The sequence below is a fragment of the Eubacterium sp. AB3007 genome (genome assembly GCF_000688015.1).
Taxonomy (GTDB): domain Bacteria; phylum Bacillota; class Clostridia; order Peptostreptococcales; family Anaerovoracaceae; genus Aminicella.
The window spans coordinates 980,494-994,712 of the sequence record NZ_JIAD01000001.1; the positions used below are offsets into that span (position 1 = coordinate 980,494).

Consider the following 14,219-nt stretch of genomic DNA (forward strand, 5'->3'; position numbering starts at 1 on the left):
CAGTTACTCTGTTTTCGGCATCAGTCGCCCAGACCAGCCTCGATCATTTCCACAGCTTTCGCCAGCTGTGCCTCTTCCTCTGCACCAGTGCATTCCACGGTGATATCAGTGCCGCACTTAAACCCGGAGGCAATCAGTGTCATGACGCTCTTTCCGTTAGCGGTCTTGCCATTTCCCTTGAGGGAGATCTCACTGTCAAACTTGGCCATCTCCTGAGAGAACACGCTGGCCGGCCTCATGTGGAACCCCTGCTCGTTAACGATCTTTACTGTCTTGGATACCATGATACTTCTCCTTTCAGATTATTAGTTACCTCTATTCTACTCCAAAACGAGTCCGATTGCATTACCTTTGTCGTTCATTTCCTCAGCAGATTTCTTTTTCTTGAAGATGGCCAGCATGACCATACCGACTGCTGCACCCGCAACCAGTGCCACAATATACCCCAGCACGTTGGTAACGACCGGGAATACGAAGATGCCGCCGTGAGGTGCCATCAACTGGCATCCGAAGAGCATGGACAGTCCGCCGCCTACTGCAGATCCGATCACGCAGGATGGGATCACCCGAAGCGGGTCTGCTGCTGCATAGGGGATCGCGCCCTCTGTGATGAAGCAAAGTCCCATGATGTAGTTCACAGGGCCGGACTTCAGCTCGTTGTTGGTCCATCTGTTCTTGAAGAAGGTGGTGGACAGCGCGATGGCGATCGGCGGGATCATGCCGCCAACCATGACAGCGGCCATGACATCATAGATGCCCTCTGCCAGCATACCGACACCAAACACGTACGCCGCCTTGTTGAAGGGGCCTCCCATATCGATGGCCATCATGCCGGCCACGATGCATCCAAGCAGGACAGAGGTAGAACCGCTCATGGAGCCCAGCGCCCCGGACAAGCCGTTGTTGATAGCACCCATGATGGGGTTCACCGCGCACATGAAGGTGCCCATTAGGAACACGCCCAGAAGCGGAATGATCAGCACCGGCATCATTCTGGCGATGGTGTCCGGCAGCCATGCAAACACTTTCTTTATCAGGATGACGATATATCCACCTGCAAATCCGGCCAGCAGCGCCCCCAGGAATCCGGATACGGCCGCCGCGTCACCGCCAACCTCTGCAAAGGTGCTTCCGGTGGTGGCCATGAATCCGCCCACAAAGCCTACCGCCAGGCCCGGTCTGTCCGCGATGCTCTCAGCGATGAAACCTGCCAGTACCGGCAGCATGAAGCTGAAGGCATATCCGCCGATGGTCTTGAAATACGCGGCCGCTACGGTATAGGTACCGAAATCGCCGTCTCTGGGTGCTCCCGCGATAGTGTCGATCAGGAACGCCAGCGCGATCAGGATTCCTCCGCCGATGACGAAGGGGAGCATATGGGAAACGCCGTTCATCAGATCCTTATAGATCTTCCGTCCGATGCTCTCATCCTCATCCGCCTCGATATTGCCAGCCTCAGATCCGCTGTCGAACACAGGGCAGTCCCCTGCCAGCGCTCTGTTGATCAGTTCTTCCGGCTTGTTGATGCCGTCTGCCACCTTGGTAATCAGGACCTTCTTGCCGTTGAAACGGGCCATGGGCACGTTCTTATCTGCAGCCACGATGATCGCCTCTGCGTTCTGGATCTCCTCAGCGGAGAGTACGTTCTTGGCGCCTCCGGAGCCGTTGGTCTCAACCTTGATAGAGACCCCCATCTCCTCTCCCTTCTGATTCAGCGCTTCTGCAGCCATATAGGTGTGAGCGATGCCGGTGGGGCAGGCGGTGACGGCCAGAAGGCGGTAGCCCGCCTCTTCAGCCTTTGCGGCTGTATCCTTCTCTTCTTCTGCAGCCTCTGCTTCCTCCGGGAACTTCTCTGCCTCTGCCTTGTTCAGCTCGTCCAGGAATTCCTGTCCTGACCCAGCCGCCAGCAGACGCTTTCTGAGATCCAGATCCATCAGCAAAGTCATCAGTTTCGCCAACACATCCAGGTGCAGATCCCCATCCATAGGGGCCGCGATCATGAACAGCAGGTTGGAGGGCTGTCCGTCCGGAGCACCGTAGTCGATACCCTCAGGAACGGTCATAGCCACCAGGCCTGGCTGTTTCACAGCATCTGTCTTACAGTGCGGGATGGCGATCCCCTCTCCGATGGCGGTGGTTCCCTGGGCCTCTCTGGCCAGGATACCCTCGGTGTAGATTGCTTTGTCTGCCAGATTCCCGGCCGCATCATGCAGGTCGATCATCATCTCGATCGCCTGCTCCTTGGTGGTCGCGCCGGCATCGATGGTGATCGATTCGGCTTTCAACAGGTCATTGATTTTCATTTCCTTAACATCCTTTCGATTTCTTCCCCTGAGGCCAGTCCCGGTGCGGCAGCAGTGGCAGCCCCCGCTGCGGTCCCCAGCTTCAGAGCATAAGAGTAATCCTTTGTCTTCATATATCCCGCAAGGAATCCGGCGACCATGGAATCACCGGCTCCTACGGTATTGACAGCCTCGCACTTGATGGCATCGGCTGTGATGACCTCATCCTTGTCGGACACCAGCACGGCCCCCTTGGACCCTCTGGAGACCAGCACGTTCCGCGCCCCCATCTTCCGGAGTTCTCTCGCCCCCCAGATGATCTCCTCTGTGGTCTCCAGGCGCTTGCCGAGCATCTCGGAAACCTCATCGTTGTTAGGCTTGATCAGAAACGGCCCGTATTGCAGTACCTTCAGAAGGAGGCTGCCGGTAGCATCCACCACCGTCACGATCCCGGCTGCGGAGGTCTTCTGCATGATCCGCTCATAAATGTCATCTGGCATGGAGGCCGGCACGGATCCGGACACCACCAGAATATCCTCCTGCCCTATCTGGTCGAATTTCGCGAACAGCGCCTCTACCGCCTCCGGCCCGATCGTAGGCCCCTGCCCGTTGATCTCAGTCTCACTCCGGTTGAAATCTCCACTCTCCGTCTGTGCGCCATCATCCTTGATCTTGACGTTGATCCTGGTGAACCCTTCCGCAAGCTCAATGAAATCGGTCTGCATCCCCTGTTCTTCCAGCCCCCGGGCAAGCGCCTTTCCGGTGAATCCGCTGACAAAGCCCAGCGCCGTGGTCTCTATCCCCAGATTGCCGAGAATCGTCGATACATTGATCCCCTTGCCACCGAAGTAGTACTCCTCCCGAACCGTCCGGTTGGTGTATCCTGCCCGGAAGTTATCCATGTGTACGATGTAGTCGATAGCCGGGTTGAACGTTACTGTGTAGATCATGCTCGCTCCTCCTTTGCTATGATGATTTCCGACAGTTTCCTGTAATTCGTCTTGGGCTCCCGATCGGTGATGATCTTTCCTGCATCCAGTGAGCCGAACCGGACCTGTGCTACCTGATCGAACTTGCTATGATCGGCCAGGACGTAGATCTGAAGCCCGTGTCGAATGGCCTCTGTCTTGATCATCCCCTCCTCCATCTCTGAGGTAGTCAGCCCCCGATGAATGTCGATAGCGTCTGTGCCCATGAAACACTTGTTGAAATTGTATTTCCTGATATTCTCCACCGCCACGGAACCGATGATGGACTCTGTCTCCTGTCGCATCCTGCCACCGATCTGATAGACCATCAGTCCACGTTCCGCCAGCGCCAGCGCATGTCTGGCTGCGTTGGTGACATAGGTGACTGTCTTATTATCCAGGAATTGGATCATGGCGCCTGTAGTCGTCCCTGCATCCAGAAATACGTAATCTCCATCCTCGATCAGACTCGCTGCGTATCTGGCGATCGCCTTCTTCTCCTGCACAAAGCTTGCCGCCTTGGTCGCCATATCCTTCAGCTGGACTCTGGGGCCCTCACTGATAGCAACGGCACCGCCAAACACCTTCCGGAGGCGCCCCGCGTTGTCGAGATCTGTGATGTCCCTGCGGATCGTAGACTCGCTCACCTGAAGTACCTTCGATAGCTCGTTGACCGTCACCGACTGTTGTTCTTTCAACTGATTCAGTATGATCGCATATCGTTCGTACTGTAGCATATCCGCCTCCTCGCTTTACCTGCTTCCAGTTTACCATCAGAAATGTTCAAAGTCAATCACAATTCCCAATTTTCAGTCATATTTAGTCATTTTTTATCATCGCCCGTTTTCAATGAATGCCATTGACGAAACGAAGAAAAAATGCGATGATAATCCATAAGAAAGAAAACCAGAAAGAGGACACCTATGAAACCAGATAAGAAACCACATATGAACCCGCGCTACACCCAGATCTCGTTGTACGTGATCTTCACCTGCGCCATCATCTACCTGTTGGTCAAGATGTTCGACCATGGGGATGACATCCTGCAATACACTGGCAGGGCCCTCTCCTTCCTGAAGGTGATCTTTGTGCCCATCGTCGGCGGCTTCGCCATCGCCTATATCCTGCGGCCGATGGTGGAGTTCCTGAAGCGCAGATTCATCCGGATATCCCTCTTGCAAACCCGTCCCAAACTCACCAATACCCTGGCTACTCTGGCTACCTACCTGATCGTACTTGCCGTGCTCCTGGCTGCGCTGCTCGTGCTCATCGTCTCCATCACCAAGGAGATCCGGACCGTGAACTTTGACGACTTCGGTAACCTGATGACCATCGTGGCGGACAACCTGAACGGTATCCAGGACAGTCTGCAGAAGTGGATCGACAAGATGCCCGTAGGTTCCGAGGACCTGACAGCTTACCTGAAGAAGCTCGCTTCTGCCGTCGGCTCTGTTTCTGCCTCGGCGGGAACCGCTCTGGTGGGGTTTGCCGCCAGCCTGACCGGCTTCCTCACCAACCTCATGTTCAGCGTGATCTTTTCGATCTATTTCCTTCTGGACGGACGAAATCTGGAGAATTACTGGGACGGCGTCCTGAAGACCATCTCCAGCAAGCATTTTTACCGGGTCTTTCACACGGTTGTGGATGACACCGACAAGGTCTTCTCCAGTTACATCAAAGGCCAACTCCTGGATGCACTCATCCTGGCGTTCATGGTGGCTGTCGGACTGTCCATCGTGGGCGTGCCCTATGGTGTGGTCATCGGCATCGTCACCGGCATCGGCAATCTGATCCCCTACGTGGGTGCTTTCGTTGCCTACGTCTGTACCATCGCTTCCTGTCTGCTGGCAGGTGACATCCGGATGCTGATCATCGCCACCGTCATGATCTGCATCTTCCAGTTCATCGACGGCAACATCATCAACCCCAAACTCCTCAGCGACAGCGTGGAAGTCCACCCACTTCTGGTGATCTGCTGCCTGTTGATTGGCGGTGCCTTCGGCGGAGTCATCGGCATGGTGGTCAGTGTGCCTGTAGGCGCTGTGCTGAAGATCCAGTTCGAGCGGATCCTGAACCACATCGCAGAGAAGCGAGGGATGTCCTTGCCTGTCGATCCACCCGAGGACAGTGCTTTGTGACAAAGAAAGACCCGGCGCTGACAGCGCCGGGTTTCTCGTTCCATCGCAACCTTTTCCTTGTAAAATTGCCATTCGCAAATTCTGAAGGAATCGTCGAAAAAAAAATCTTGAAACAGGTCCTCTCGGGGAAAAGGAATTCTTGTCTCTCACAAAGCATTGTGACTGGGGGAGACTTCAAGAAATGGGAAAACCACCCTGTATTTCAGGGCATTGAACCGAGTAGTTTTCCTTCAGAATTGCACAAAGCGGAGTTTCCAAGGAAGTTTTTTCAGGCATTCCTTCAGATCTGGCCAATCCTTAAATATTAAGGAATTCAAACGGTGGAATCCAAGTCCAGTCAGGATGTCACTGACTGGGATGTCACTTCCGAGTGAACACGGCTTTGTCCACAGACTAAAGGGGCTGCCTCTTTTGATACGCCCCCTCCATGATAACAGTTCTTTTGTTTCACTTTTCTTATAGAGGGAGTATATCATTTGAGACAACCCCTTGTCATTCTATTGTCTATTGTACTTTGAAGGTGTAATACCCGTTGGCATTACCAGTCTTGTAGATCTTGAAGTAATACTTGCCCTTCTTCAGCTGATAACGATCCTTGCTGAGGTATTTCACCTTTCCGGCCTTATAGATCATCTCATATCTGAGGGTGCCGTACCTGTCTCCACCCTCTCCGAATTCACCGCCGGTGACGATACGGACGGTCTTTTTCTTCTTCAGCTTAAGCTTGTACCAGTACACCTTGTTCTCGCCGATGAATACCATGCCACGCTTGGTCTGGCCTTGCTTGATCTTCTTGGCTTTCTTCTTGCTGGCGCCGGCAGCATCGATAGGACGTTTGGTGAACTTGGCGGCCACGTCGTACACGGAACTATGGGAAGAGCCATACGGGATGATCCCTACATAATAGGTCCCCTTCCTGACACCGTACACCGTTGAGTAATTGTCACTCCGATACAATGTCTCCCATCCTCTGCTGAGAGGCTTCTTGGCGGCATTGAAGAGCTTCACCTTGTACATGGAGTAATCACTCAACTCGCCCCGTGTGCTTACTCGGATGGTCCCATTGGCAGAAGCCTGAACACGGTAGAACAGAGTCTGTCCATCATTGTAACTCCCTGCAATGTACGCCTTGTTGTTCGCCAGGGTCGCCCCTGTAGCAGGCGCATACTGGAAGCCCATGACCCCATTTCCATAAGAACGTTTCGCCGTATAGGAGCCCTTGCTCACCTGGTAGGTGCGAATGTACACCTTGGTGCCGCTCACTGTCTGTGATGCGTAATCCCGTACCGTAAGCGCGGCATCTCCGCGCTTCACCTCCGGCGTTCCTCCGGTATAATACATGATCAGGACCGCCTGAGTCGGCACGATCACGGTGGCGGTGTTATCACTGGTCATGACCGGATTCTTCACCCTGTTGATATCCGGTGCCTGCAATGTGGATCCCCCGCTTGCGATCTCCCCCTGCAGCAATGCTTCTGTTCCGCTCTCAAGCGCATCGGATGGAACTTCAACGGACTGGACGTTACCTGTCAGTTCCTCCCCCGCCGGAGTCTCCGATTCTGCAAACGCCGCCCCCGTGGACAGCACAGTGAAGACCATGGCGACGGACACTGCCAGAGCGACAAACTTTCTCTTTAACATCATACTTTCCTCCTTCGCATGATAGATGAATATATTACTAGTATACCACTATCTGTCTGTTCTGAAAATAACCGTTTTCTCACAATTTCTATCTTTCTTATCTCTGGCTCTTCGCCCACATATAGCAATAGGCCTGGGATCTTGCGGAGAAGTCCTCCCGTCGCAGAAGAGCTCGGACCTCTTCTCTGGTATACCAACCCGCCCAGATCTCCTCTTCTGACGAGGTGCTGCGGGTGAACTCCCCTGCCGCACGCCCGATCAGGCAGACACTCTTCTCGTTGGAGAAACCGATAGCAGAGAAACTGTCGCGCAGAACGTCATCGATGGAGATGATCTCCAGGCCGGTCTCCTCCCTGAGCTCCCTGCGCCCGGCTTCTTCCACCCCCTCACCAGGATCGATCAGACCTGCAGGGAAATTCATGATGTTCCGTCCAATCGGCATACGAAACTCGCGATTTAGAAGGATCCGCTCACCGCTCTCATCTGTCATGATCAGCACCACAGAGTCCGTTGGAGACCCAGCCAGGTCCTTCAGACCAACAAGATCACTGCGCCGGCTGATCATTTCATAGGTCTTGGGTTTCCCATCCACGGTCTCGTAGTCCAGATCGTAACGAGTGATGAAGCGACCTTCGTTCACCTTCTTCAGTCCTTTGAATTCCATGTCGTCCTCTCCTTGCCTTTAAAACAGGCGGCCGAAACAGGCCGCCTCCATTCCGTCTATTTCTTCTGCATCTCCCGTGATCTCTCTGCCGCTGCATGGGCTCCTTCGATCACAGCGCTACGGAAGTTCTTCTCCTCCAGTACACGCACCGCCTCGATGGTAGTGCCTGCCGGAGAACAAACCATGTCCTTCAGCGCCCCGGGGTGCAGGCCGGTCTCCAACACCATCTTGGCCGAGCCCAACACCGTCTGGGCGGCAAATTCGTAGGCCTGCGCTCTCGGCATTCCTTCCATTACCGCTGCATCTGCCAAAGCCTCGATAAACATGTACACATAGGCCGGTCCGCTGCCGCTGGTACTGATCACAGCGTCAAAAAGAGACTCCGGCACCTGCTGTGCCTTTCCGAACCCGGACAGCAGTGCCATCACCTGCTCCATCTCTTCTTCCGCTACACCTTCCCCTGCACATGCAGCAGACATGCCCTCGCCTACCATGGCCGGGGTGTTAGGCATCACTCGCACAAGCTTCACCGGGCGTCCGAAAGCTTCACCGAGCTTATCAAGACTCCATCCCGCAGCGATACTGATGATCACCTGCTCCTCCCGGACATCTTCGGCGATCTCCTCGATCAATCCTGCCAGAAACTGCGGCTTCACTGCCAGAAACACATAGTCCGCCCAGTCAAACACGGCTTTGTTCGACTCCGTAACCATGATCCCATGACGTGCGCCGGCCCTCTCCCGGGTCTCCGCATTCACATCCGCGCCCATGATCTCCTCCGGGCCACAGATTCCGCCTGCGACAATACCACCTATGATCGCGCTTCCCATGGCGCCGCATCCGATAAATCCAATACGCATAGTTTTCTCCTTACTCCTCAGCAACTCCCTCTGCGATGGCCCTGTCGTAGATATCCGTGACCTCCTTGGACGGCTCCGGTGTGAGCAGCGTCACAATGATCGCGACGATCCCACCTGCCACAAAGCCCGGCAGGATCTCATAGACTCCTGTCCCGCTAAGCAACATCAGCCAAAGAATGTCCACAGCCGCCCCGCAGATCACTCCCGCACAGGCACCGGCGTAGTTGAAACGCCTCCAGAACAAAGACAGCAGGATGGCCGGTCCGAAAGCCGCACCAAATACGCCCCAGGCATTCTCCACCAGATTCATGATAGCCTGCGCTCCTGCCCCTTTGGAAGAAGCGATGACAAAAGCGATGACAGCGATAATGATGACTGCCATACGTCCTACCCAAAGGACCTCCTTTTCTGTGGCATCCTTACGAAAGATGGGCTTGTACATGTCAGAGGTAAAGGAGCTAGAGGCCACCAGGAGCTGGGAATCCGCTGTGGAAACGGACGCCGCCATGATCGCGGCCAGCAGGAATCCGGAAATCACCGGCGGGAAGAAACGCCGTGCCATAACGATGAACACGGTCTTCTGCGCACCTGTGGTCAGCAGGTCTTCTGCCACGATCATTCTGGCCTGGTAAGCCATGAGGCAGGCCGCGCCGATGGACAGCACCACCCAAACGATGGCGATGACGGCAGATTTCTTAACCATCGAGGGTTTCTCGATGGACATGAAACGAACGATGATATGGGGCATGCCAAAATACCCCAATCCCCAGGCAAGTCCGGAGACGATATCCTGCCAGCTGGCGCTGAACAGTCCCGTGCCGAAGCTGCAGCTCACCACCTCACCAGAAGCGGCATCGGTGTACTCATAAACCTTCTCCAGCATAGAGTGATCCAGATCAAACGTAGTCGCCACGATGATGGGGATCGCCAGCAATGCGATCAGCATCAGAATCCCCTGGAAAAAGTCTGTCCAGCAGACCGCCTTGAACCCTCCCAGGAAGGTGTATCCTACGATGATCAGCGCAAACAGAATCATGGCTGAACGCTCGTTGATGCCGGGGAAAAGCATGGTGAACACGCTGGTGCCGGCCACAAAAGCAGAGGATACGTAGATGGTGAAGGCCAGCAGGAAGATGCAGGCGCAGACCACCTGCAGGGTCTTCTTCTCACTGGCGAACCGATTGGTCAGGTACTGCGGTACTGTGATGGAATCCCCTGCCGCCTTGGAGAACTCACGGAGTCTCTTGGCGCAGAAGATCCAGTTGGCCGCAGTGCCCAGAGCCAGTCCGATGCCGATCCAGATCTGGCCGAAACCAAAGGCCAGGATGGAACCCGGCAGCCCCATCAACAGCCAGGCGGACATATCCGAAGCCTGTGCCGACATGGCTGTGACCCAGGGGCCCATGCTGCGGCCGCCCAGGAAGAAATCCTTCTGATTCTTGTTGCTTCCGTTCACAAAGAAAGCGATCGCGACGAAGAACAGGATTACAAAATACAGAATAAAGACAATAATTTCTAGGTTCATATAACAACTTCCTTTCCTGTGCATAATAGCACTCATCCATTGTACCACCCTTTTCAACAGATATAAATATCGACTAAATTATAGACTAAAATTAAATTATATTCCATATTATCGTGTAATTCTATTGAATTTTCAATATTTATGTAGTAGACTGAATTATATATAATATTATGTACCAGAATATAAACAGGAGGCTCTATGAAAAAACCTGCCCGAAAGCAAACAAAAAGCCGCATCGTTTCTGCAGCTTGGAATCTTTTCTATCAATACGGCTATGACAACACCACCATCGATGACATCGTGGAAGCCTCCCACACTTCCAAGGGCTCCTTTTACCATTACTTTGAGTCCAAGGATGCTCTGCTGGGATCTCTCTCCTATCTATTCGATGAGAAATACGATGAGTTGCAGGAGACTCTGGATCCTTCCCTGAGCCCTCTGGACAAACTCCTGACCATGAACCAGGAACTCTTTCTGATGATCGAGAATACAGTGTCCGTAACCATGCTCTCCCAGCTCTTCGCTGCGCAGCTCATCACCAAGGGAGAAAAGCACCTGCTCGAGCCGGATCGCACCTATTACCGACTCCTGCGTCGTATCGCCATCGAAGGACAACAACAGGCCGTCTTTCGGGACGACCTGAGTGTCAATGATATCATGCGGGCTTACGCTATGTTCGAACGCGGTATGATGTACGAGTGGTGCCTCTCCGGCGGCAACTACTCTCTCTACCAGTACTCCAACCAACTGCTGCCCCTATTCCTGAAGGGCCTGTGTGTCAAAGGGGACGGTTCTTTTTGACACATCAAATTAGAATCCCTCATAGGACTTTCCTGCCATAAGCCTGGTTCCCTTGATGGCGGCTAGCTCAGTCACCGTCACAGCCTCGAACCCCTGTTCCTTCAGGTCCTTGCAGATGGCATCGACGGCATCCGCCGTGGAATCATAGATCTCGTGCAACAACACGATCTGTCCATCCTTCACTTTCTTACGGACTACCTTAATAAGTTTTTTTGTGTTACGCTGCTCCCAGTCCCTGGTATCCAGCGTCCACATTATGTTGGGCCGTCCAATGACAGCCAGTACCTTGTCATTGTAATCTCCGTAGGGTACGCGAACCAGAGTGGTCTTGTGGCCAGTGTATTTCCTCACCTTACGGTCAGTACCGGCCAGCTGCTTGCGGATCTTCTTCTCGGAGAGTTTGGTGAGGTCCTTGTGGTTGTTGGTATGGTTGCCGTACTCAAACCCTAGTTTACTCCCTTTCCTCAGGAGTTTTCCGTTCTTCTCGTTTATGTTCTTCCCGATCTGGAAAAAGGTAGCGCGGCAACCGTTTTCCTGCAGCGCCTTCTGGATCTTCCTGGTGGTGTCGGCCTTGGGTCCATCATCAAAAGTCAGGGCAACGTGCTTCATCTTCTGGTCAAACTGCACAACATCCGCCTTGCGCACAAAGGCCTTTCCATCCTCAAGATCGATCCTGTACCATCCCTTGTAGTAGCCTTCCGGAGATAGTTTGTCACCGAACTGCACTTTCTTCAACGCCTTGCTCCCGGTATCATCCTTCTCGTAGAGATCGGCCGATGCCTTCACCACCGCCAGCTGCGCATGCTCCGGTACTGCCTCATAGTTATCGTGGGTCACTATGAGCCCTATAGCAAAAAACAGAACGAGCAACACGACAGGTCCCGCGATCTTCAGGATCCTCCTGTGCTTCTGCTTCTTCTCTCTGCGCTCTCTGCGCCTCTCTATCGAATCGTATTCAGCCATATTCATTTCCCCCTGTTAATATTGTACCACACAACAACAGAAGAACGCCACACAAAAACCGCGCCCAGGCAAGCAAATTGCTAGGCGCGGTTATCTGATCCTATCAAGCAGTCATATCCGGTCTCATGCCTTGCCGGCACAGCCCAGAACATCGATCAACTTGTGACGTACAGTCTCCTTGATGTTGGCGCGAGCCGGCTTCAGGTACTGTCTCGGGTCAAAGTGATCCGGATGCTCCGCAAAGTACTTGCGGATAGTACCTGTCATGGTCAGGCGCAGGTCAGAGTCAATATTGATCTTGCAGACAGCGGAACGGGCAGCTTCTCTCAGCTGATCCTCCGGAACGCCGATGGCTCCCGGCATGTTTCCGCCGTAAGTGTTAATCATCTGCACATACTCCTGCGGAACAGAGGATGCGCCGTGCAGAACGATGGGGAATCCCGGCAGTCTCTTCTCGCACTCGTGGAGCACGTCGAAACGCAGCTGCGGTTTGGTTCCCGGCTTGAACTTGTATGCGCCGTGGCTGGTTCCGATCGCGATGGCCAGGGAGTCACATCCGGACTTGGTCACGAACTCTTCTACTTCCTCAGGCTTTGTGTAGGAGGAATCCTCCTCAGACACGTTTACATCGTCCTCGATGCCAGCCAGAGTGCCCAACTCAGCCTCTACGACTACACCGTACTTATGCGCATACTCGACCACCTCGCGGGTGATCTCGATGTTCTCCTCGAAAGGTTTGGAGGAAGCGTCGATCATGACAGAAGTAAATCCACCGTCGATGCAGGCCTTGCAGGTCTCAAAATCCGGACCGTGATCCAGGTGCAGTGCGATCGGAATATCCGGGCACTCCTGCACCGCTGCCTCTACCAGCTTGACCAGGTAGGTGTGGTTGGCATAGGCACGGGCACCCTTGGATACCTGCAGGATCAGCGGTGCGCGCTCCTCCTGTGCTGCCTCGGTGATACCCTGTACGATCTCCATATTGTTGACGTTGAATGCTCCGATCGCATAACCGCCATTATACGCTTTCTCGAACATTTCGGTTGTGGTTACTAAAGCCATAGTTATCTACCTTCCTTCCGTATGATCCTCTCTATGCGGCCGATGCCGCCAGACTGTTTTCTGACTTTATTATACACAAATCCCGTATAATACGCAAGAGAACTAGGAGAACAGCTCCTTTACTTTCTGTGCAAAACCGGATTTCTTCTTGTAGCAGTCTGCTCCCACCTTCTCGCCCATCTCCCGGATGGCCTTCTTCTGGGAAGCGTTCAGTTTGGTAGGCACCTCCAGCTGCACCTTCACGTACAAGTCACCCATACGTCCGGTCCGTACGTTCTTAACGCCCTTTCCTTTCAGGCGGAACACTGTTCCCGGCTGTGTACCGGCCGGCACCTTGTAGCTGACCTTGCCGTCCAGGGTCGGCACGGTGATCTCATCCCCCAAGGCTGCCTGGTGGAAGCCGATGGGGATATCGATATAGAGGTTGTCCCTGTCACGCCGGAACAGTTCGTGCGGTTTGACGGAGATGACCACGTAGAAATCGCCGTTGGGTCCGCCGTTCTCTCCCGGATCTCCTTGCCCCCGAATGGGGATCACGCTGTCGTTGTCCACACCGGCCGGAATGTCCACGTTGATGGTGATGGTCTTCCTGACCTTACCGCTTCCATGGCAGTCTGGGCAAGGTGTCTCAATGATCGTGCCTTTCCCACCGCAATCCGGACACGGTGTGGTACTCTGAAACCGGCCCAACGGTGTGTTTTGGACCGTACGCACCTGGCCTGAACCACCGCACTTGGGGCAGGTCTTCTTTCTGGTGCCTTCTGCTGTCCCCTCCCCGTTGCATGTCTCGCATTTCACGTACTTGGTGATACGGATAGATTTCTTTGTTCCGAACGCTGCTTCCTCAAAACTGATGGTCAGATCCTTCTGCAGATCTCTCCCCTTCATCGGAGCATTTCGTCTGGCCGCTCCACCACCAAAGCCGCCGAAGCCGCCGAAGCCGCCTCCACCGCCAAACAGGTCGCTAAAGATATCCTCAAACCCACCGAAACCGCCAAAGCCGCCACCGAAACCGCCAGCACCGCCAAAGCCTGCGTTTGGATCTACTCCAGCGTGGCCGAACCGATCGTACTTATCTTTCTTCTCCGGATCGGACAGGATGCTGTAGGCCTCATTGACTTCCTTGAATTTCTCTTCTGCGTCCTTATCCCCCGGGTTCCGGTCAGGATGATACTTCAGCGCCATCTTGCGGAAGGCTTTCTTGATCTCTTCCTCACTGGCCCCCTTGTTCAGACCAAGGACCTCATAGTAATCTCTTTTCTCAGCCATTCCATCTTCTCCTTCTAATCACGAACAGGGCGGCCGAGGCCGCCCG

At 54.0% G+C, this 14,219-nt stretch carries 13 protein-coding genes; 2 read left to right on the top strand and 11 right to left on the bottom strand.

From position 1 onward, the window contains the following. Nucleotides 1-20 precede the first annotated feature (20 nt). From P156_RS0104900 to P156_RS0104915, 4 genes are read right to left on the bottom strand one after another with little or no spacing between them, the layout of a single operon-like run. A complete protein-coding gene (locus tag P156_RS0104900) occupies nt 21-284 on the bottom strand; it encodes an HPr family phosphocarrier protein (RefSeq protein ID WP_027869171.1) in 264 nt (87 codons plus the stop codon). Nucleotides 285-320: 36 nt separating this feature from the next. After that, a complete protein-coding gene (locus P156_RS0104905) occupies nt 321-2,303 on the bottom strand; it encodes a fructose-specific PTS transporter subunit EIIC (RefSeq protein WP_027869172.1) in 1,983 nt (660 codons plus the stop codon). After that, complete coding sequence (gene pfkB / locus P156_RS0104910) at nt 2,300-3,232, bottom strand: 1-phosphofructokinase (RefSeq protein ID WP_027869173.1); 933 nt, start codon at nt 3,230-3,232, stop codon at nt 2,300-2,302. Before pfkB ends, P156_RS0104905 begins: the two co-directional genes overlap by 4 nt. Next, the gene (locus P156_RS0104915; RefSeq protein ID WP_027869174.1) at nt 3,229-3,987 is read right to left on the bottom strand and encodes a DeoR/GlpR family DNA-binding transcription regulator; all 759 of its coding nucleotides are present in this window, start codon (nt 3,985-3,987) and stop codon (nt 3,229-3,231) included. Before P156_RS0104915 ends, pfkB begins: the two co-directional genes overlap by 4 nt. Before the next feature lie 186 nt (nt 3,988-4,173). Here P156_RS0104915 and P156_RS11625 point away from each other — a divergent pair, with 186 nt between their 5' ends. Beyond that, nucleotides 4,174-5,388: an AI-2E family transporter gene (locus tag P156_RS11625; RefSeq protein ID WP_051600658.1), complete on the top strand. Its 1,215-nt coding sequence runs from the start codon at nt 4,174-4,176 to the stop codon at nt 5,386-5,388. Between the two features lie 504 nt (nt 5,389-5,892). Here the strand turns inward: P156_RS11625 and P156_RS0104930 are convergent. The 4 genes from P156_RS0104930 to P156_RS0104945 form a co-directional block, all read right to left on the bottom strand. After that, nucleotides 5,893-7,029, bottom strand: a complete 1,137-nt coding sequence (locus P156_RS0104930) for a hypothetical protein (protein WP_185752142.1) — start codon at nt 7,027-7,029, stop codon at nt 5,893-5,895. A gap of 97 nt (nt 7,030-7,126) precedes the next feature. Then, nucleotides 7,127-7,693, bottom strand: a complete 567-nt coding sequence (locus P156_RS0104935) for an NUDIX hydrolase (RefSeq protein ID WP_027869177.1) — start codon at nt 7,691-7,693, stop codon at nt 7,127-7,129. A 56-nt stretch (nt 7,694-7,749) separates the two neighbouring features. Further along, nucleotides 7,750-8,553 (bottom strand): pyrroline-5-carboxylate reductase, encoded by an 804-nt coding sequence (gene proC, locus P156_RS0104940; protein ID WP_027869178.1) that lies wholly within the window; start codon nt 8,551-8,553, stop codon nt 7,750-7,752. Between the two features lie 10 nt (nt 8,554-8,563). Beyond that, the gene (locus P156_RS0104945; RefSeq protein ID WP_027869179.1) at nt 8,564-10,078 is read right to left on the bottom strand and encodes a sodium/proline symporter; all 1,515 of its coding nucleotides are present in this window, start codon (nt 10,076-10,078) and stop codon (nt 8,564-8,566) included. A gap of 198 nt (nt 10,079-10,276) precedes the next feature. Between P156_RS0104945 and P156_RS0104950 the strand changes: the two genes are divergently transcribed. After that, a complete protein-coding gene (locus P156_RS0104950; protein WP_027869180.1) occupies nt 10,277-10,879 on the top strand; it encodes a TetR/AcrR family transcriptional regulator in 603 nt (200 codons plus the stop codon). A 9-nt stretch (nt 10,880-10,888) separates the two neighbouring features. Here P156_RS0104950 and P156_RS12740 read toward each other — a convergent pair whose 3' ends face one another. From P156_RS12740 to dnaJ, 3 genes are all read right to left on the bottom strand, one after another. After that, entirely contained in the window at nt 10,889-11,842 is a 954-nt protein-coding gene (locus P156_RS12740) for a polysaccharide deacetylase family protein (RefSeq protein WP_051600660.1), read from the bottom strand. A gap of 123 nt (nt 11,843-11,965) precedes the next feature. Continuing rightward, a complete protein-coding gene (gene fba, locus P156_RS0104960) occupies nt 11,966-12,904 on the bottom strand; it encodes a class II fructose-1,6-bisphosphate aldolase (protein WP_027869181.1) in 939 nt (312 codons plus the stop codon). A gap of 102 nt (nt 12,905-13,006) precedes the next feature. Continuing rightward, on the bottom strand, nt 13,007-14,173 hold the full coding sequence (gene dnaJ, locus P156_RS11635) for a molecular chaperone DnaJ (RefSeq protein ID WP_034802247.1): 1,167 nt from the start codon (nt 14,171-14,173) through the stop codon (nt 13,007-13,009). Nucleotides 14,174-14,219 lie beyond the last annotated feature (46 nt).

Excerpts from the sequence above, each read along its gene's own strand:
- P156_RS0104900 (WP_027869171.1), bottom strand. The coding sequence starts at position 284 with ATGGTATCCAAGACAGTAAAGATCGTTAACGAGCAGGGGTTCCACATG.
- P156_RS0104905 (WP_027869172.1), bottom strand. The coding sequence starts at position 2,303 with ATGAAAATCAATGACCTGTTGAAAGCCGAATCGATCACCATCGATGCC.
- pfkB (WP_027869173.1), bottom strand. The coding sequence starts at position 3,232 with ATGATCTACACAGTAACGTTCAACCCGGCTATCGACTACATCGTACAC.
- P156_RS0104915 (WP_027869174.1), bottom strand. The coding sequence starts at position 3,987 with ATGCTACAGTACGAACGATATGCGATCATACTGAATCAGTTGAAAGAA.
- P156_RS11625 (WP_051600658.1), top strand. The coding sequence starts at position 4,174 with ATGAAACCAGATAAGAAACCACATATGAACCCGCGCTACACCCAGATC.
- P156_RS0104930 (WP_185752142.1), bottom strand. The coding sequence starts at position 7,029 with ATGTTAAAGAGAAAGTTTGTCGCTCTGGCAGTGTCCGTCGCCATGGTC.
- P156_RS0104935 (WP_027869177.1), bottom strand. The coding sequence starts at position 7,693 with ATGGAATTCAAAGGACTGAAGAAGGTGAACGAAGGTCGCTTCATCACT.
- proC (WP_027869178.1), bottom strand. The coding sequence starts at position 8,553 with ATGCGTATTGGATTTATCGGATGCGGCGCCATGGGAAGCGCGATCATA.
- P156_RS0104945 (WP_027869179.1), bottom strand. The coding sequence starts at position 10,078 with ATGAACCTAGAAATTATTGTCTTTATTCTGTATTTTGTAATCCTGTTC.
- P156_RS0104950 (WP_027869180.1), top strand. The coding sequence starts at position 10,277 with ATGAAAAAACCTGCCCGAAAGCAAACAAAAAGCCGCATCGTTTCTGCA.
- P156_RS12740 (WP_051600660.1), bottom strand. The coding sequence starts at position 11,842 with ATGGCTGAATACGATTCGATAGAGAGGCGCAGAGAGCGCAGAGAGAAG.
- fba (WP_027869181.1), bottom strand. The coding sequence starts at position 12,904 with ATGGCTTTAGTAACCACAACCGAAATGTTCGAGAAAGCGTATAATGGC.
- dnaJ (WP_034802247.1), bottom strand. The coding sequence starts at position 14,173 with ATGGCTGAGAAAAGAGATTACTATGAGGTCCTTGGTCTGAACAAGGGG.